The sequence below is a fragment of the Janthinobacterium sp. SUN137 genome, from assembly GCF_030587265.1.
Classification (GTDB): domain Bacteria; phylum Pseudomonadota; class Gammaproteobacteria; order Burkholderiales; family Burkholderiaceae_D; genus Janthinobacterium; species Janthinobacterium kumbetense.
In genome coordinates this window covers 506,327-523,299 of the sequence record NZ_JAPWHZ010000001.1, presented here as the reverse complement: position 1 = coordinate 523,299, position 16,973 = coordinate 506,327, and the positions used below count along the sequence as shown (strand labels likewise).

16 protein-coding genes are annotated in these 16,973 nt (G+C 61.9%); 14 read left to right on the top strand and 2 right to left on the bottom strand.

What is annotated here, in order from left to right:
- Window positions 1-11 precede the first annotated feature (11 nt).
- Genes O3298_RS02435 through O3298_RS02420 form a run of 4 tightly spaced genes read left to right on the top strand, consistent with a single transcriptional unit; the run spans window position 12 to window position 4,351 of the window.
- A complete protein-coding gene (locus tag O3298_RS02435) occupies window positions 12-995 on the top strand; it encodes an SPOR domain-containing protein (RefSeq protein WP_305058437.1) in 984 nt (327 codons plus the stop codon).
- Between the two features lie 20 nt (window positions 996-1,015).
- Window positions 1,016-1,504 carry a CvpA family protein gene (locus tag O3298_RS02430; protein WP_077407525.1) on the top strand — a complete coding sequence of 163 codons (489 nt, stop codon included), beginning with the start codon at window positions 1,016-1,018 and terminating at the stop codon, window positions 1,502-1,504.
- A 38-nt stretch (window positions 1,505-1,542) separates the two neighbouring features.
- Window positions 1,543-3,066, top strand: a complete 1,524-nt coding sequence (purF, locus tag O3298_RS02425) for an amidophosphoribosyltransferase (RefSeq protein ID WP_034783451.1) — start codon at window positions 1,543-1,545, stop codon at window positions 3,064-3,066.
- Window positions 3,067-3,109: 43 nt separating this feature from the next.
- Window positions 3,110-4,351: a cystathionine gamma-synthase family protein gene (locus O3298_RS02420; RefSeq protein ID WP_305058436.1), complete on the top strand. Its 1,242-nt coding sequence runs from the start codon at window positions 3,110-3,112 to the stop codon at window positions 4,349-4,351.
- Between the two features lie 70 nt (window positions 4,352-4,421).
- Here the strand turns inward: O3298_RS02420 and lexA are convergent, their stop codons facing one another.
- On the bottom strand, window positions 4,422-5,057 hold the full coding sequence (lexA, locus tag O3298_RS02415) for a transcriptional repressor LexA (RefSeq protein ID WP_034783454.1): 636 nt from the start codon (window positions 5,055-5,057) through the stop codon (window positions 4,422-4,424).
- A gap of 275 nt (window positions 5,058-5,332) precedes the next feature.
- Here lexA and rpsF point away from each other — a divergent pair, with 275 nt between their 5' ends.
- The 7 genes from rpsF (at window position 5,333) to O3298_RS02380 (ending at window position 10,136) form a co-directional block, all read left to right on the top strand.
- Entirely contained in the window at window positions 5,333-5,722 is a 390-nt protein-coding gene (gene rpsF, locus O3298_RS02410; protein ID WP_034750499.1) for a 30S ribosomal protein S6, read from the top strand.
- A gap of 20 nt (window positions 5,723-5,742) precedes the next feature.
- A complete protein-coding gene (gene priB / locus O3298_RS02405; RefSeq protein WP_034783455.1) occupies window positions 5,743-6,042 on the top strand; it encodes a primosomal replication protein N in 300 nt (99 codons plus the stop codon).
- Between the two features lie 25 nt (window positions 6,043-6,067).
- Entirely contained in the window at window positions 6,068-6,358 is a 291-nt protein-coding gene (rpsR, locus tag O3298_RS02400) for a 30S ribosomal protein S18 (protein ID WP_010400024.1), read from the top strand.
- A 27-nt stretch (window positions 6,359-6,385) separates the two neighbouring features.
- Window positions 6,386-6,841: a 50S ribosomal protein L9 gene (gene rplI, locus O3298_RS02395; protein WP_034783456.1), complete on the top strand. Its 456-nt coding sequence runs from the start codon at window positions 6,386-6,388 to the stop codon at window positions 6,839-6,841.
- A gap of 135 nt (window positions 6,842-6,976) precedes the next feature.
- Window positions 6,977-8,362 (top strand): replicative DNA helicase, encoded by a 1,386-nt coding sequence (locus tag O3298_RS02390; protein ID WP_034750488.1) that lies wholly within the window; start codon window positions 6,977-6,979, stop codon window positions 8,360-8,362.
- 94 nt (window positions 8,363-8,456) lie between these two features.
- The gene (locus O3298_RS02385) at window positions 8,457-9,083 is read left to right on the top strand and encodes a DUF47 domain-containing protein (protein ID WP_010400015.1); all 627 of its coding nucleotides are present in this window, start codon (window positions 8,457-8,459) and stop codon (window positions 9,081-9,083) included.
- Window positions 9,084-9,125: 42 nt separating this feature from the next.
- Complete coding sequence (locus O3298_RS02380; RefSeq protein WP_034783457.1) at window positions 9,126-10,136, top strand: inorganic phosphate transporter; 1,011 nt, start codon at window positions 9,126-9,128, stop codon at window positions 10,134-10,136.
- A gap of 46 nt (window positions 10,137-10,182) precedes the next feature.
- On the opposite strand, the gene O3298_RS02375 is transcribed toward O3298_RS02380, so the two are convergent.
- Window positions 10,183-11,079 (bottom strand): MBL fold metallo-hydrolase, encoded by an 897-nt coding sequence (locus O3298_RS02375; protein ID WP_305056154.1) that lies wholly within the window; start codon window positions 11,077-11,079, stop codon window positions 10,183-10,185.
- A gap of 198 nt (window positions 11,080-11,277) precedes the next feature.
- Between O3298_RS02375 and O3298_RS02370 the strand changes: the two genes are divergently transcribed.
- The 3 genes from O3298_RS02370 to O3298_RS02360 all read left to right on the top strand — a co-directional run bounded on the left by O3298_RS02370 (window position 11,278) and on the right by O3298_RS02360 (window position 16,973).
- Window positions 11,278-12,900: an HD family phosphohydrolase gene (locus O3298_RS02370; protein WP_305058435.1), complete on the top strand. Its 1,623-nt coding sequence runs from the start codon at window positions 11,278-11,280 to the stop codon at window positions 12,898-12,900.
- Entirely contained in the window at window positions 12,897-15,152 is a 2,256-nt protein-coding gene (locus O3298_RS02365) for a CHASE2 domain-containing protein (RefSeq protein WP_305058434.1), read from the top strand. The genes O3298_RS02370 and O3298_RS02365 overlap by 4 nt, the downstream gene beginning before the upstream one ends.
- Before the next feature lie 210 nt (window positions 15,153-15,362).
- A complete protein-coding gene (locus tag O3298_RS02360; RefSeq protein ID WP_289911023.1) occupies window positions 15,363-16,973 on the top strand; it encodes a ShlB/FhaC/HecB family hemolysin secretion/activation protein in 1,611 nt (536 codons plus the stop codon).

The window sequence follows — 16,973 nt, the reverse complement described above, 5'->3', positions numbered from 1 at the left end:
GAAAATCACGCATGGGCTTGTTCTCGAAACTGTTTAAAAACAAGCAAGAATCCTCTGGCGAAGACAGCGGCTTTTATGTCCCTGGCGAAGCACAGTCGCCGACCCGCAAACGCGCCGCCAACACCTCCGGTGGCGGCGGATCGCGCCGTGGCGGCAAGGAAGCGCCGGATCCGGTCTTGCCTGAAAAAAAGCGCGCACGCCGCCGCCTGGTCGGGGCCATCGCCCTGGCCCTGGGCGTGGCTGTCGGCTTGCCGATGCTGCTCGATTCCGAGCCGAAGGCGCCGTTCAACGATATCGCCATCGATATTCCGTCGAAGGAAAAGGCCGTAGCGCCTGCACCGGCACCCGTGCCGGCCGTTCCGGCCCGGGCCGCATCGAATGGCCTGGACCAGTCCGAGGAAATCGTCGACGCGCCGCTGCCGCCTGCGGCCAAGCCGACGCAGGCACCGGCACCGGTGCTGGCCGCCGTCCAGCCTGCGCCGGTCAAGCCAGCCTACGTGGAACCGAAACCCGAGCCCAAGCCGGTCAAGGTGGAGCCAAAACCGGAACCGAAGCACGAAACCAAGCCGGAACCCAAGGCCGAGCCGAAACACGAGTCCAAGCCTGAACCCAAGCATGAAGTAAAACCGGAAGCCAAGCCCGAGCCGAAGCCTGCCAAGCCGGCGCAATCGGCCGACGATGCCGCGCGCGCGCTGGCCATCCTGGAAGGCAAGCCGCAGGACAAGCCACAAGAGAAGGTGCAGGACAAGGCGCACGACGCCGGCAGCGGCAAGTTCGTGGTGCAGGTGGCGGCGCTGGCGACGCAGGACAAGGTTGACGAATTGCAGGACAAGCTGCGCGAAGCGGGCATCAAGTCGTACACGCAGAAAGTCTCCAGCCCGGCGGGCGAACGTATCCGCGTGCGCGTGGGACCGTTCGGCAGCCGCGAAGACGCCGAAAAGACCCGCGCCAAGCTGCAAAAGCTGGGCCTGGGCGGCAGCCTGGTACCGGCGTGATGTTGCAAGGCTGAACGGGCGTGACGATCTTCGATTACCTGGTGCTGTTCGTGCTGGTGACGTCCGTGCTGATCAGCATGATGCGCGGCCTGGTCAAGGAAATACTGTCACTGGTCAGCTGGATTGTGGCTTTCGTCATTGCCAATGCCTATGGCGCCACCCTGGCGAAATTCCTGCCGGAAGCCGTGCCGGGCGAAGCCATCCGTTTGTTGCTGGCTTTCGTGGTGCTGTTCATCGGTGTGCGTATTTTGATGGGATTGCTGTCCATGACGGTCGACGCGCTGGTCAAGGTGACGGGCCTGAGCCTGGCCGACCGCACCCTGGGCAGCCTGTTCGGCGTGGCGCGGGGCCTTGTGATCGTGCTGACCGCCGTCATCTTGTGTGGCATGACGTCCATACCGCAGCAGCCATTCTGGAAAAACGCGCAGCTCAGCCCGCTCGCGGAGCAGGGCGCGCGCGCCATCAAGCCTTATCTGCCTGCCGCTTACGCGCAGCATGTGAAATTTTGAATTTTTTTAAAATCAGTAGCACAGTTTAGGAGCACACCATGTGTGGCATCGTCGGCGTCGTTTCCCATCAACCTGTCAATCAATTGCTCTATGATGCATTGTTGCTCCTGCAACATCGCGGTCAGGACGCGGCAGGGATTGCGACCAATCACAGCAGTATGTTTTCCATGCACAAGGCCAATGGGCTCGTGCGTGACGTCTTCCGTACGCGCAACATGCGTTCGCTGCAAGGCACGACGGGCATCGGCCATTGCCGCTACCCGACGGCCGGTTCGTCGAGCGAAGAGGAAGCACAGCCGTTCTATGTGAATGCGCCGTTCGGCATCACCCTGGCGCACAATGGCAACCTGACCAACTGGGAACAGTTGAAGCTGGAAATGTTCAAGAACGACCGCCGCCACATCAACACCGATTCCGATTCGGAAGTGCTGCTCAACGTGCTGGCGCATGAAATCCAGGAAGCGACGACAGGCCTGAACCTGGACCCGGAAGCCATCTTCAAGGCTGTCACCGTGCTGAACCGCCGGGTCAAGGGCGGCTACGCTGCCGTGGCGCAAATCGCCGGCGTGGGCTTGCTGGCCTTCCGCGACCCGCACGGCATCCGTCCGCTGTGCCTGGGCATCAATGAAACGGAGCAGGGTCCCGAATACCTGATCGCTTCCGAATCCGTGGCCCTGGAAGGCATGGGCTTCCGCTTCGTGCGCGATATCGGTCCCGGCGAAGCCGTCTTCATCGATGCTGACAAGCAATTGCACAGCGCCCAGTGCGCCGACAATGCCAGCCTGAACCCGTGCGTATTCGAATTCGTCTACCTGGCCCGTCCCGATTCCGTCATCGACGGCGCCTCCGTGTACGCCACGCGCCTGAAAATGGGCGAGTACCTGGCCGAAAAGATCCGCGCCGAATTGCCTGGCGTACATATCGACGTGGTCATGCCGATTCCCGATTCCTCGCGTCCGGCCGCCATCCAGCTGGCCATGGCGCTGAACATCGAATACCGCGAAGGCTTCATCAAGAACCGCTACATCGGCCGCACCTTCATCATGCCGGGCCAGGCGGCGCGCAAGAAGTCCGTGCGCCAGAAGCTCAACGCGATTCCGTCCGAATTCAAGGATAAAGTGGTGCTGCTGGTCGACGATTCCATCGTGCGCGGCACCACCAGCCGTGAAATCGTGCAGATGGCGCGCGAAGCGGGCGCGACGAAGGTCATCTTCGCTTCGGCCGCGCCACCGGTGATTTACCCGAACGTGTACGGCATCGACATGCCGACGCGCGACGAACTGATCGCCTACGGCCGCACGACGGAAGAAGTGTGCCGTGAAATCACGGCCGATTACCTCGTGTACCAGGATATCGGCGCGCTGAAACAGGCTATCGCCGACGTCAACCCGGCTCTGACCAACTTCGAGGCTTCGTGCTTCGATGGCGTGTACGTGACGGGCGACGTATCGCAGGAATACCTGGACCGCCTGGAATATGCGCGTCACCATCCGAAGGCGGCAGCGCCCGAAGATACGCCGCGTTCCCAGCTGAACCTGAACCTGGCGACAACAGAAGCATAAGTAAGCTGCCCGGCCGATGCCGGGCATTTTTTTCTCCGCGATCATGAACGATAAAAAAAACTACGGCTTTACCACCACCATCCTGCATAACGACCGCCGCAAGGGCATCGAACATGGCTCCCTGCACAAGCCCGTGCACACTTCCGTTGCCTTTGGTTACGCCGATGCGCGCCAGCTCGCTTCCGTGTTCCAGGGCAAGGAACCGGGTTTCCGCTATGGCCGCCAGGGCAATCCGACCGTTTCCGCGCTGGAAGACAAGGTCAACAAGATGGAAGACGGCGTGGCGACCCTGTGCTTCGCCACCGGCATGGGCGCCATCGGTGCCGTGGTGCAATCCTTGCTGCGCGCGGGCGACCATGTCGTGTCGTCGGCCTTTTTGTTTGGCAACACCAACAGCCTGTGGCAAACGGTGACGGGGCAGGGCATCGCCGTGTCGTTCGTCGACGCCACCGATGTGGCCAATGTGGCGGCCGCCATCACGCCGGCCACGCGGATTGTTTTCGTGGAAACTATTGCCAATCCGCGCACGCAGATCGCCGACCTTAAGAAGATCGGTGACTTGTGCCGCGAGAAGGGCATCCTGTACATCGTCGACAATACGATGACGACGCCATACCTGTTCCGTCCCAAAGCCGTGGGCGCGGGCCTGGTGGTCAATGCCTTGACGAAATCCATCGGCGGCCACGGCAATGCGCTAGGCGGCAGCTTGACGGACACGGGCGTGTTCGACTGGACGCAGTATCCGAACATTTTCGAGAATTACAAGAAGGCGGCGCCCGCACAGTGCGGCATCGCGCAAATCCGCGCCAAGGCCTTGCGCGACTTTGGCGCCTCCCTGGGGCCGGAAGCGGCGCACCATATCGCCGTCGGCGCGGAAACCATGGCCTTGCGCATGGACCGCACCTGCTCGAACGCCCTGGCGCTGGCCACCATGCTGGCCGCCGACCCGAGAGTGGCCGCCGTGCATTACCCGGGCCTGGCGTCGCACCCGCAGCACGCGCTGGCGACGGACTTGTTCCGCAGCTATGGCTCGCTGTTCAGCTTTGAATTGAAGGATGGCATCGACTGCTTCGATTTCCTCAATCGCCTCAATCTTGCCATTCCCGCCAGCAACCTTGGTGACACGCGCACCCTCGTCATTCCCGTCGCCCACACGATTTTCTATGAGATGGGCGCCGAGCGTCGCGCCAGCATGGGCATCGCCGAATCCCTGATCCGCGTCTCCGTCGGCATCGAGGATGAGGCCGATTTGCTGGGCGACTTCAAAAATGCGCTGGACGCCTAAACAGCCGCGCAGCATGTAAAAAGGGCCGCAACAGCCATGCTGTTGCGGCCCTTTCTTTAGCTGCAGCGATTTAATGCCAGCTGCGCATCAGGCCGACAGCCAGCCCTTCCAGGGCAAACTCATCTTCCGGCGACACGGTGATCACCTTGAAGTCCGGGTTTTCCGGCAGCAATTCGATGACGGAACCCGTCTTCTTGTAGCGCTTGACTGTCACTTCGTCGCCGATGCGGGCCACGACGATCTGGCCATTCTTGGCGCTGTCGACTTTCTTGACGGCCAACAAATCGCCATCCATGATGCCGGCGTCGCGCATGGACCAGCCGCGCACCTTCAGCAGGAAGTCGGGCTTGGCCGAAAACAGGGCCGGGTCGACGTTGTAGCTCGCTTCCAGGTTTTCCTGCGCCAGGATGGGCGAACCGGCCGCTACCCGGCCGATCAGGGGCAGCGACATCAGCAGCGCTGCCGGCACCTTCGACGGCAGCGCTTCGGCGGCGGCGCCGATCAGGCGGATGCCGCGCGAGGTGCCGGGCGAAATCTCGATCGCGCCCTTGCGGGCCAGGGCCTGCAAATGCTCTTCGGCCGCGTTGGCCGATTTGAAACCCAGTTCATTGGCGATTTCGGCACGGGTGGGAGGGAAGCCCGTGTTTTCAATCGCGTCCTTGATCAGGTTCAGGATTTGTTCTTGTCGTGCTGTCAGCTTGATCATGAGCGGTGGGTGCATACTAAAATGCTGTCTATATGAACAGTCTGTATTTTTGTACAGTATCGCCCACTATGCAAGGGGATTTCCGTGTTTTAGGCGAATTTCGCAAGAAATACTTGTCCACGGGCGGAAAGCACGGTGGCGCGCGGGCTTTTCGGGCCGATGTGGAAGGAATGATTGAAACGTTTGCAAAAGGCGGTTATAATCTTCGGCTGACCTTCCCACACCCGTCTTGACGCCGGGGTGGGCGATTATCAATCCGACCTGAAGGAGTTTGCATGCGTCATTATGAAATAGTCTTTATCGTCCATCCGGACCAAAGCGAGCAAGTGCCCGCGATGATCGAACGCTACAAAGCCAGCGTAACCACCCGCGGCGGTTCGGTTCACCGCGTGGAAGATTGGGGCCGCCGTCAAATGGCTTACTCGATCCAAAAGCTGCCTAAAGCACACTACATCTGCCTGAACATCGAATGCGACAACGAGACCCTGGTCGAGTTGGAAACAGCATTCAAATTCAATGATGCCGTGTTGCGTCACCTGACCGTTAAAATGAAGAAAGCTGAAACAGCTCCTTCGCCGATGATGAAATCGGTACAACGCGAAGACGCGGCCAAAAGCCACCGCACCGAAGCACCAGCAGCCGCTCCAGCCGCAGCAGCAGCTTAATTCTTGACCAGGATCGTGCGCTGAACCAGCTACAAGTAACCGCCATCATTGCCGAGCGCGAAATATTGCGCTATACCCCGGCAGGGCTGCCGATTGTGAATGCAGTATTGCAACACAGTTCGCAGCAGATGGAAGCAGGAATTGCCCGTTTGACCGAGTTTGATGTTGCCGCGCTAGCCGCTGGCGAAATCTCAGGCCGGTTCAGCCAGGCAAGCTTGGGCGGGGTGTATCAGTTCACGGGTTTCCTGGCCAGGAAGAGCCGCAACAGCAAGAGTTTGGTGTTTCACATCATTGATTTTAGTGCAGTCAATTCTGACTAGCGCATTTTAGATACAGGAGCCTGACATGGCATTCGGTAAAAAGTTCGACAAAAATAAGCTCAAGCTTAAAGAAAAACGCAAACAGCAAAACCCGTTGTTCAAACGCAAGAAGTTCTGCCGCTTCACCGCAGCTCACGTTGAGCAAGTCGACTACAAAGACGTCGACACGCTGAAAGACTTCGTCCAAGAAAACGGCAAGATCATGCCAGCACGCCTGACCGGTACCAAAGCGCATTACCAGCGCCAAGTTGACACCGCAATCAAGCGCGCTCGCTTCCTCGCGCTGCTGCCATACACCGATCTGCACCACGCTTAATCGGTCAGATATTCCTGGAGAAGAACTATGCAAATCATTCTGTTAGAAAAAGTTGTTAACGTCGGTAACCTCGGCGAAGTCGTCAAAGTCAAAGACGGTTACGCACGTAACTTCCTGATCCCGCAACGCCTGGCACGTCGTGCTACGGCAACCGCTGTGGCTGAATTCGAAGTCAAGCGCGCCGAACTGGAAAAAGCTGCTGCCGCTAAACTGGCCGCATCGCAAGCCCAGGGCGAAAAACTGAGCGGCCTGACCGTTCAAGTTGCTCAAAAAGCTGGTGTGGATGGCCGTCTGTTCGGTTCCGTCACCAACTTCGACATCGCTGAAGCGCTGACCAAGCAAGGTTTTGCTGTTGAAAAAGCACAAATCCGCATGCCTACCGGCCCGCTGAAGATCGTTGGCGAGCACAACGTTTCGGTTGCTCTGCACACCGACGTGGTTGTGGAAGTTGTTATCGCTGTCGTTCCAGACGCGAACGCGTAATCGTCTGCGGGCCTGGCCCGCAAGCGTTGCCGCACTATGAAAAGCCGGGTTCGCCCGGCTTTTTTGTGGCCTTTTTTTCGCTCAATTTCAGCCCTTTATTTTTGCCAGCACGCCGAAGCGGGTATAATTCGCGCCATGAACGCCCCCTCTGATCCGCAACTGGATTCCCTCCGTATTCCGCCGCATTCGATCGAAGCAGAACAATCCGTTATCGGTGGTCTGCTGCGCGACAATGCCGCATATGACCGCATCGCCGACTTCATGCATGCGGAGGATTTCTATCGCTATGACCATCGCATCATCTTCGAGCAAATCGTCAAGATGGTTAACGCTTCCAAGCCAGCCGATGTCATTACTGTTTTTGAAACCCTGACCCAGCTCGGCAAGGCCGATGATGTGGGCGGACTCGCTTACCTGAACGCCATGGCGCAAAACACGCCATCGGCCGCGAACATCCGGCGCTACGCCGAGATCGTGCGCGACCGCGGCGTGCTGCGTAAACTCATCACCGTCGCCGACGATATCTCCGGCACGGCCTTCAGCCCGCAGGGCAAGGAAGTCAAGCAGATGCTTGACGAGGCCGAATCGAAGATTTTCGCCATCGCCGAAGAGGGCGCGCGCGGCGCCCAGGGCTGGACCGCCATCCAGCCCCTGCTGACGCAAGTGGTCGAGCGCATCGACGAACTGTACAGCCGCGACAACCAGAGTGAAATCACGGGCGTGCCCACGGGTTTCATCGACCTCGACCGCATGACCTCGGGTCTGCAGCCGGGCGACCTGGTGATCGTGGCGGGCCGTCCGTCGATGGGCAAGACGGCGTTTTCCGTCAACATCGGCGAAAACGTGGCCATCGACAGCGGCTTGCCCGTGGCCGTGTTCTCGATGGAGATGGGCGGCGCCCAGCTGGCCATGCGTATGCTCGGCTCCGTCGGACAGCTCGACCAGCATCGCCTGCGCACGGGCCGCCTGAACGACGAAGACTGGCCGCGCCTGACGAATGCGATCCAGAAGATGAACGACGCGCAGTTGTACATCGATGAAACGCCGGCCTTGAATTCCATCGAGTTGCGCGCCCGATCGCGCCGTTTGTCGCGTCAATGCGGCAAGCTGGGCCTGATCATCGTCGATTACTTGCAGCTGATGTCGGCCAATACGCCGGGCGACAACCGCGCCACGGAGATTTCCGAGATTTCACGGGGCTTGAAAGGCCTGGCGAAAGAACTCGGTTGCCCCGTGATTGCGCTGTCCCAGCTGAACCGCTCGCTGGAGCAACGCCCGAACAAACGTCCTGTCATGTCCGACTTGCGCGAATCGGGCGCTATTGAGCAGGATGCCGACGTGATCCTGTTCATTTACCGCGACGAGGTGTATAACCCCGACTCGCCGGACAAGGGAACGGCCGAAATCATCATCGGTAAACAACGTAACGGTCCAATCGGCAGCATCCGCCTCACCTTCATGGGGCAGTACACCAAATTTGGCAATTACAGTGGTGGCCTGGCGCTTTACCAAGGCGACTAACACAGCAGCACTGATATTCCATTGGCCGCCCCTTCATCAAAAGGGGCGGCTTTCTGTAGTAAATAACACGACTCAATGCTTAACGGAGAATGACATGTTTGGACGCTTGATGCCCACTGAGGGCAAGTTTTTTGAATTGTTTAACCAGCACGCGGAATTGTGCGTCAAGGGCGCCAAAGAGATGCTCGGCCTGATGACCAATTTCGATGACCTGGAAAACCGCGTGCATGCGATCGAAAGCATCGAGAAACAGGCGGACAAAGTCACCTACGCCACCGTGGAAATGCTGCACAAGACCTTCATCACGCCGATCGACCGCGATGACATCCATCAGCTGATCACGCGCCAGGACGATATCCTCGACCTGCTGGAAGATGCGGCGCAAACCGTCTCGCTGTACGACCTGAAGGCCGTCACGCCGGAAGCCAAGCGCTTGGCCGAACTGGTACTGGCCTGTACCGAAAAAGTGCGCGACGCCGTCGCCATGCTGCACAACATGGACAACTCGCGCAAGATCGTCGCCATCTGCGAAGAGATCGACCGCCTGGAATCGGACGCCGACCACGTGATGCGCGCCGCCATGTCCAAGCTGTTCCGCGACGAGCCGGACGTGCGCAACCTGATCAAGCTGAAAGCGATCTACGAAATTCTGGAAACCGTGACCGACCGTTGCGAAGATGTGTCCAATATTATCGAAGGCATCATCGTCGAAAACGCGTAAGCGTTGGGCCTGTCCTGAACCAGAATCAGAAAAGAAACTACAATGACCATACAAATCAGCATCTACGTGCTAGGCCTGTTGATCGTCCTCGCACTGCTGTTTGACTTCATGAACGGCTTCCACGATGCCGCCAACGCGATCGCCACGGTGGTCTCGACGGGCGTATTGAAACCGCAGACCGCGGTTGCCATGGCCGCCACGTTCAACTTCGTCGCCATCTTCGTGTTCCACCAGCTGACCGTGGCCGCCACGGTGGGAAAGGGGACCATTGACCCGGCGGTGATCGACCAGTACGTGATCTTCGGCGCGCTGATGGGCGCCATCTTCTGGAATTTGTTTACCTGGTACTACGGGATTCCTTCGTCGTCCTCGCACGCGCTGATCGGCGGCTTGGTGGGCGCCGCCGTCGCCAAGTCCGGCACGGGCGCGCTGGTCGCGGCCGGCCTGTGGAAAACGGTGGCCTTCATCGTGATCGCACCGGTGCTGGGCTTTGTATTCGGTTCCATCATGATGCTGCTCGTGTCGTGGATCTTCGTGCGTTCGACGCCGCGCAAGGTCGACAAGTGGTTCCGCCGCCTGCAGCTGGTATCGGCCGCCGCCTACAGCCTGGGTCACGGCGGCAACGATGCGCAAAAAACCATCGGCATCATCTGGATGCTGCTGATCGCCGCCGGCTACTCGAGCGCGGCCGATGCCATGCCGCCGATGTGGGTCATCATCTCGTGCTACACGGCCATCAGCTTCGGCACCCTGTTCGGTGGCTGGCGCATCGTCAAGACCATGGGTCAGAAGATCACCAAGTTGAAACCGGTCGGCGGCTTCTGCGCCGAAACGGGCGGCGCGATCACCCTGTTCGTCTCGACGGCGCTGGGCATTCCCGTGTCGACCACGCACACCATCACGGGCGCCATCGTCGGCGTCGGCTCGTCGCAAAAAATGTCGGCCGTACGCTGGGGCGTGGCGGGCAATATCGTCTGGGCCTGGATCTTCACGATTCCCGCGTCGGCCTTCGTCGCAGCAGTCGCGTGGTGGATTGGCCACCACATCATGTAATGGATAGCCAACGCCAGTAAAAAGGGAGCCTCGCGGCTCCCTTTTTTTATGCGCCGGCCAGTTCCACCGTCAGCCCCTCGTAGGCAAGGAACACTTGCAGGCCATTGAGGCGGCTGCTGTAGCGCCCCATCACGTCGGCAAACACGGCTTCGAGCTGCTCGTCGCTGCGGGTCGGTTCGTGGTGGGTGCAGTACAGGCGCCGCGCGCCGCAGCGCAGGGCGAGGTCGAAGGCGGCGTCGAAGGTGCCGTGGCCCCAGCCCTGCTTGCCCGGGTATTCCTCGCGCGTGTACGAGCAATCCATGATCAGCGCATCGACGCCGGCGACCAGCGCGTCGATGCCGGCCTGGCGCTGCGCATTGCGCGCCGCGCAGGCCGCGTGCTCGGCATGGCCGGGCGGATGCAGGTTGTAGAACGGTTCATGGTCGCCGCTGAAAAACAGCGCGGCGCCGCCGCAGTCGATGCGGTAACCGAGATTGACGACAGGGTGGTTCATTTCCGCGCCGCGCACGCGCGCGCCACCCACCTCGACGGCTTCGCCGGGCGCCAGGGTGTGGTACTCGATGCTGGCCGCCATGGCCGCTTCGCTGACAGGAAAATAGCTGCCTTGCAGCTGCACCGCCATCACGTGCTCGATGCCGCGTCCGCTGATGGCGTCAAAGGCGCCATGCAGGCGCATGCGGTTGCCGGCCACGAACAGGGGCGAAAACATGGGCAGGCCGTGGATGTGGTCCCAGTGGCTGTGCGTGATGAAGACGTGCGCGTCGACGGGCTCGCCCGGTGGCAGTTGCTGCGCCAGCGAGAAGATGCCGCTGCCCGCATCGAGGATGATCAGGCTATCGTTGTCGGTGCGTACTTCGATGCACGTGGTGTTGCCGCCATAGCGCGCCGTGCGCGGGCCGGGAGAGGGGATGGAGCCGCGCACGCCCCTGAACGTGAATTTCATTCAGTACCTTGTTACGGTGTAATTATTGTTGATTCTATTCTAATTAATGAGATTAGCGGCAACATTTATGCGTGTTGCAATACGGCAAGTTATTTCATTTTGTTGCAACTAAGTAATGTACAGTGCGCAGGGTGGCCGTTACACTGGCGCTTGCCGACTTCCCCTTTTTTGCTTGCCCATTACCTGATTGCCACCAACATGCCTCAGTTGCACCCTGAGAAAATCGCCCACAGACTGGAGCAATTGACCGAACTCAGTGTCGCGCTTGGCCATGGCCTGGGCGGCGAAGGGCACGATATCGGCGCGCTGTTGCAGCGCATCGTGCTGCTGGCAAAAAGCATGAGCGGCGCCGATGGCGCCACCCTGTACCGGCCCATGGCCGAGGGCCGCCAGCTGGCGTTCGACATCAGCGTCAACGACAGCCTGGGCATCGCGCAGGGCGCCGACATGGGTTTGCCTGGCGTGCCCCTGTTTGACGATGTCGGCCAGCCGAACCTGGCGTCGGTGGCCGCGTATGCGGCGAACCTGCGCCGCAGCGTGAACATCGCCGACGTGTATCGCGACGAGGGCTTCAATTTTTCCGGCATGCGCGAGTTCGACCGCCACCACGGCTACCACACGCAATCGATCCTGACGGTGCCCATGAGCGACCACGAGGGCGACCTGATCGGCGTGCTGCAACTGGTCAATGCCAAGGATGGCGAGACGGGCCAGGTGCGCGCCTTTTCCTCCACCGACCAGCGCTTCATCGAGGCGCTGGCTGCCCAGGCGGGCGTGGCGCTGACGAATCAGCTACTCATTTCGCAGCTGGAAGAGCTGCTCGAATCGCTCGTTACCCTGATCAATATCGGCATCGATGAAAAATCGCCGTACACGGGCCGCCACTGCCAGTTCGTGCCCGAGCTGACGATGCTGCTTGCCGACGCCGCGCACGCCACGCAAACGGGGCCGCTGGCCGATTTCCGGCTCAGCGACAACGAGCGCAAGCAGCTGTGGCTGGCCGGCTTGCTGCACGACTGCGGCAAGATCACCACGCCCGTGCACGTGGTCGACAAGGCTACCAAGCTGGAAACCATTTTTGATCGCATCGCCCTGATCGACACGCGCTACGAAGTGCTGCTGCGCGACGCCGAGATCGCAGCCCTGCGCCAGCAGGCGGCGCAGCCGCAGCAAAAGGACGTCATCGCCCGCGCGCTGGCGCAGGAGCAGGCGGCGTTGCGCGAAGAGCGCGACTTCATTCGCACGGTCAACGTCGGCGGCGAGAGCATGGCGCAGGCCGACCAGGAGCGCGTGCGGCAGATCGCCAGGCGCCGCTGGCGCGCGGCCGACGGCGAACTGCGCGATTTCCTCGACGCCGACGAGACGGAAAACCTGACCATCCGCGCCGGCACCCTGACGGCGGCCGAGCGGGCCATCGTCAACAACCATATCAGCGTGTCGATCCGCATGCTCGAAGCGCTGCCGTGGCCCAAGCACCTGCAGAAGGTGCCGGAATACGCGGGCGGCCACCATGAGCGCATGGATGGCAAGGGCTATCCGCGCGGGCTGACGAAAGAGCAGATGTCGGTGCCGGCGCGGCTGATGGCGATTGCCGATATTTTCGAGGCGCTGACGGCGCGCGACCGGCCGTACAAAAAGGGCAAGTCGCTGTCCGAATCCCTGCGCATCCTCGGCAATTTCAGCCTGAACGGGCATATCGACCCGGAGCTGTTCGACGTTTTCATCCGCAGCAAGGTCTATCTGACCTTCGCTGAAAAGCACATGCATCCGAGCCAGATCGATGCCGTTGACGAGGCGGCCATTCCGGGCTATACCCCTTGAAGCTTTCGCTGGCCTTGCGCACGCATGGGGCGCGGTCGCTGCTGGGCATACTGCTGACCTTGGCGGCGGCCGTCCTGTGCCTGGCCGGCAACGACACTGTCGCGCGGCTCGACGCCATGCTGGGCGACTGGCGCATGCGTGCCGAGACGCCGCAGCTGGACCGCCGCATCGTCATCGTCGACATCGACGAGCAAAGTCTGGCCCGGGTGGGCCGCTTCCCGTGGAGCCGCGATATCCAGGCGCGCCTCGTGCGCCAGCTCACCACGCATTACGGCGTTGCCGCGCTGGGCTTCGATATCTCGTTTCCGGAAGCGGACACCAGTTCCGGCTACGCCGTGCTGCAGGGCCTGGCGCGGGGCGAACTGGCGGGCGTGGCCGGCTTGCCGGCGCAGCTGGAAAAACTGCGCCCGGCGATGGATTACGATGGCCTGTTTGCCGAGGCCATGCGCGGCCAGCCCGTGGTGCTGGGCTACAGCGTGTCGGAGCAGCAACGAAAGGGCGTGCTGCCCAAGCCGGCTTTTACCGTCGCCGATTTGAACGGGCGCAGCGTCACGGCCTATGTGGCGCGCGGCTACGAAGCCAATATCGCGCCCCTGCAGGCGGCCGCGCAGGGCGCCGGCATCTTCACGGCGCTGACCGATGCCGATGGCGTGGTGCGCTCCTCGACCCTGTTGCAGCGCATCGGCGACGGCTATTATCCTTCGCTGTCGCTGGCCACGGTGGCCGTCTACCTGCAGGCGCGCGCCATCGCTCCCCGTTTCACGGGCACGGCCGATACCCTGTCGGCGCGCGAACTGGCCAGCGGCGGACTCGAACACATCATGCTGTTCACGCCGCGCGGCGCGCTGGCGATCCCCGTGGGCGAAGCTTTGACCACCACGGTGCAGTACCGCGGCGCGGGCGGCCCCGATGGCGGCGCCTTCCGCTATGTGTCGGCGTCCGACGTGCTGGCCGGCGCGGTGCCGCCCGCGCTGCTCAAGGGCGCCCTCGTGTTGGTGGGGACCACGGCACCCGGCTTGAACGATATCCGCGCCACGCCCGTGAATGCCGAGTATCCGGGGGTGGAAGTGCACGCCAATCTGATCAAGTCCATGCTCGACGGGCGCTTCAAGGCGCGGCCCGACTATGCGCTGGCGCTCGAACTGGTGCAGATCGTGCTGTTTGGCTTGCTGCTGGCGGGCGCCCTGGCCATGCTACCGCCGGCCGGCGTGATGCTGGCGACCGTGGGCGCGCTGGCGGCCGTCATCGCCATCAATCTGTACCTGTACGCCGTGCACGACCTGGTGCTGGGCGGCGCCGTGCTGCTGTTGCTGATCGTCGCGCTGTTCATCGCCAACCTGGCGTGGGGCTATTTTTTCGAGGTGCGCAAGGGACGCGCGCTGGTGGCCCGTTTCGGCGAATATGTGGCGCCCGAGCTGGTGGCCGAGATGGCCGACGATCCGCGGCGCTACACCATGGAGGGGGAGAGCCGCGAACTGACGGTGCTGTTTGCCGACGTGCGCGGTTTCACGGCCATTTCCGAGCAGCTGGCGCCGGCCGCGCTGCGCGAATACATCAACGAATACCTGACGGCCATGTCGGAAGATATCCGCGACAGCCATGGCGGCACCCTCGACAAATACATCGGCGACGCCGTGATGGCGTTCTGGGGTGCGCCCGTCGCCTTTGCCGATCACGCCAGCCGGGCCGTGGCCAGCGCCCTGCTGATGCAGGGCAGCGCGGCGCGGCTGAACCAGCAGTTTTGCGCGCGCGGCTGGCCGGCGCTGCGCATCGGCATCGGCCTCAATACGGGACCCATGCATGTGGGCGACATGGGTTCGCGTATCCGTCGCGCCTATACCGTCATGGGCGACAGCGTCAACCTGGCCGCGCGCCTGGAAGGCGCCAGCAAGCTGTATGGCGTGGGCATCGTGGTGGGCGAGGCCACGCGCGCGGCCGCCGTCGAATTCCTGTACCGCGAGCTGGATCGGGTCAGAGTGCAGGGCAAGCAGGAAGCCGTGGCCATCTTCGAGCCGCGCGGCTTGCTGGCTGATGCTACGGCCGCGGAACTGGCGCAGCTGGAACGCTGGCACGCGGTGCTGGCCTTGTTGCGCGTGCGCGACTGGGCGGCGGCCGGCGCGCAGCTGGCCCGCTTGCAGGCGGACTTTCCCGATGATGGCCTGTACCGGCTGTACGTGGCGCGCCTGGAGCGCTATCGCAGCTTGCCGCCGCCAGCCGACTGGGATGGCGTGACAGAATTGCACAGTAAATAAGGCTGCCAGCGCGCCGGAAAATGCCCGTTATTGCGGCATTTTTATCACTGTGCGCGCACTGTTTGTTGCGTTGCGATAAAAATCAGGGAGAAATGTTAGAAATTTCTGACTGGAAACAAAAAGCCGTCTAAAATTTGTCTTCAATCCATTGCCGGACACGCTGGCGCCTGCGGGTCGCGCGCTTGTCCGGTTACACAAGAAATCCTTCACATGACATATCGTTTGGTGCACCTGCTTGCGGGTTCCGCGCTGCTGTTCGCCGTCGGCGCTGCCGGCGCTGCCGTTTCCATGGATGAAGCTGCTCCTGCCCTGCAGGAAGACGGCGTGCCGCGCTTCGAAATCCGCCGCTTCGATGTCCAGGGCAATACCCTGCTCACGTCGGCGCAGGTGCAAGCCTTGCTGGCGCCCTTTACGGGAGTGCAGCGCGATTTTTCCGACATCGCGCGCGCCGTCGAGGCGCTGGAGGCGGCTTACCGCGAGCGCGGTTACAGCGCCGTGCAGGTGCAACTGCCGGAACAGGAACTGGAACGGGGCGTGGTGCGCCTGAGCGTGCTGCAAACACCGCTGGGCAAGCTCGCCATCAGCGGCAATACTCATGTCGACGAGGCCAACGTGCGGCGCGCCTTGCCGTCGCTGCGCGAAGGCGAGACGCCGAACTTGCCGGCCTTGTCGCAAAGCCTGAAGCTGGCCAACGAAAATCCGGCGCGCAAGATCGAAGTGCGCCTGCAGGCCGACGAGCCGGCGGGCGCCATCGACGCCATCGTCACGGTGGCCGATGAGCAGCCCTGGAAAGCCATGCTCAACGTGGACAATACGGGCAATGCGCAAACGGGCAAGACGCACGTGGGCGTGGTGCTGCAGCATGCCAACCTGTTCGGCCGCGACCATGTGGCCAGCCTGCAATACACGAGCAGCCTGGAAAAGCCGGACAAGGTGGGCGTGTATGGCGCCGGCTACCACTTGCCGCTGTATGCGCTGGGCGACTCGATGGACTTTTTCGCCAGCTATTCGAACGTCGATTCGGGCAGCGTTTCGGCCGGCATCTTCGACCTGGCCGTCAGCGGCCAGGGCAGCATGGCCGGCATCCGCTACAACCAGAACTTTGCCCGCAGCGGCGATTTCGAACCCAAGCTCGTGTACGGCATCGATTACAAGGCGTACCGCAACAGCGTGCAGCTGTTCGGCATGGAGCTGGGCGCCGACGTCACCGTGCACCCGCTCAGCGTCAGCTACATCGGCAACTGGACCTTGCCCGCGGGCGAGACCAGCGTGGCCGTCACGTTCGCGCATAACATTCCTGGCGGCAAGCATGGCGCGCAAGCCGATTTCGACCGCGTGCGCGCGCATGCCAAGGCCGCCTACAACACGGTGCGCCTGAGCGCCAGCTCGGGACGCGTGCTGGCCGGCGACTGGCAATGGCGCGCGCTCGTCAATGCGCAAGTCACGCCGGACGCGCTGGTGCCGGGCGAGCAGTTCGGCGCCGGCGGCGCCGCGTCCGTGCGCGGCTTTGCCGAGCGCGAGGTGTCGAATGACTCGGGCGCCAGCCTGAACCTGGAGCTGTACACGCCGAACTGGTGCGGCCAGGCCCTCGGTTACCAATGCCGCGCGCTGGCCTTCTATGACACGGCCTGGCTGCGCCGCAACCATGCGCTGCCCGGCGAAAGCGCTTCGCAAGGCATAGCCAGCGGCGGACTCGGCTTGCGTTTGCTGCTGAGCCGCTATGCCAATCTGCAACTCGATTATGCCCATGTCGTCAATGGCGGCGACACGGGACAGCGCGATGCCAACCGCCTGCATTTCCGCCTCGCCTTGGCCTACTAG

Coding starts and splice junctions, on each gene's coding strand:
- O3298_RS02385 (WP_010400015.1), top strand. CDS start 8,457: ATGTTTGGACGCTTGATGCCCACTGAGGGCAAGTTTTTTGAATTGTTT.
- rplI (WP_034783456.1), top strand. CDS start 6,386: ATGCAAATCATTCTGTTAGAAAAAGTTGTTAACGTCGGTAACCTCGGC.
- rpsR (WP_010400024.1), top strand. CDS start 6,068: ATGGCATTCGGTAAAAAGTTCGACAAAAATAAGCTCAAGCTTAAAGAA.
- O3298_RS02360 (WP_289911023.1), top strand. CDS start 15,363: ATGACATATCGTTTGGTGCACCTGCTTGCGGGTTCCGCGCTGCTGTTC.
- O3298_RS02375 (WP_305056154.1), bottom strand. CDS start 11,079: ATGAAATTCACGTTCAGGGGCGTGCGCGGCTCCATCCCCTCTCCCGGC.
- rpsF (WP_034750499.1), top strand. CDS start 5,333: ATGCGTCATTATGAAATAGTCTTTATCGTCCATCCGGACCAAAGCGAG.
- O3298_RS02390 (WP_034750488.1), top strand. CDS start 6,977: ATGAACGCCCCCTCTGATCCGCAACTGGATTCCCTCCGTATTCCGCCG.
- O3298_RS02370 (WP_305058435.1), top strand. CDS start 11,278: ATGCCTCAGTTGCACCCTGAGAAAATCGCCCACAGACTGGAGCAATTG.
- O3298_RS02380 (WP_034783457.1), top strand. CDS start 9,126: ATGACCATACAAATCAGCATCTACGTGCTAGGCCTGTTGATCGTCCTC.
- lexA (WP_034783454.1), bottom strand. CDS start 5,057: ATGATCAAGCTGACAGCACGACAAGAACAAATCCTGAACCTGATCAAG.
- purF (WP_034783451.1), top strand. CDS start 1,543: ATGTGTGGCATCGTCGGCGTCGTTTCCCATCAACCTGTCAATCAATTG.
- O3298_RS02420 (WP_305058436.1), top strand. CDS start 3,110: ATGAACGATAAAAAAAACTACGGCTTTACCACCACCATCCTGCATAAC.
- O3298_RS02435 (WP_305058437.1), top strand. CDS start 12: ATGGGCTTGTTCTCGAAACTGTTTAAAAACAAGCAAGAATCCTCTGGC.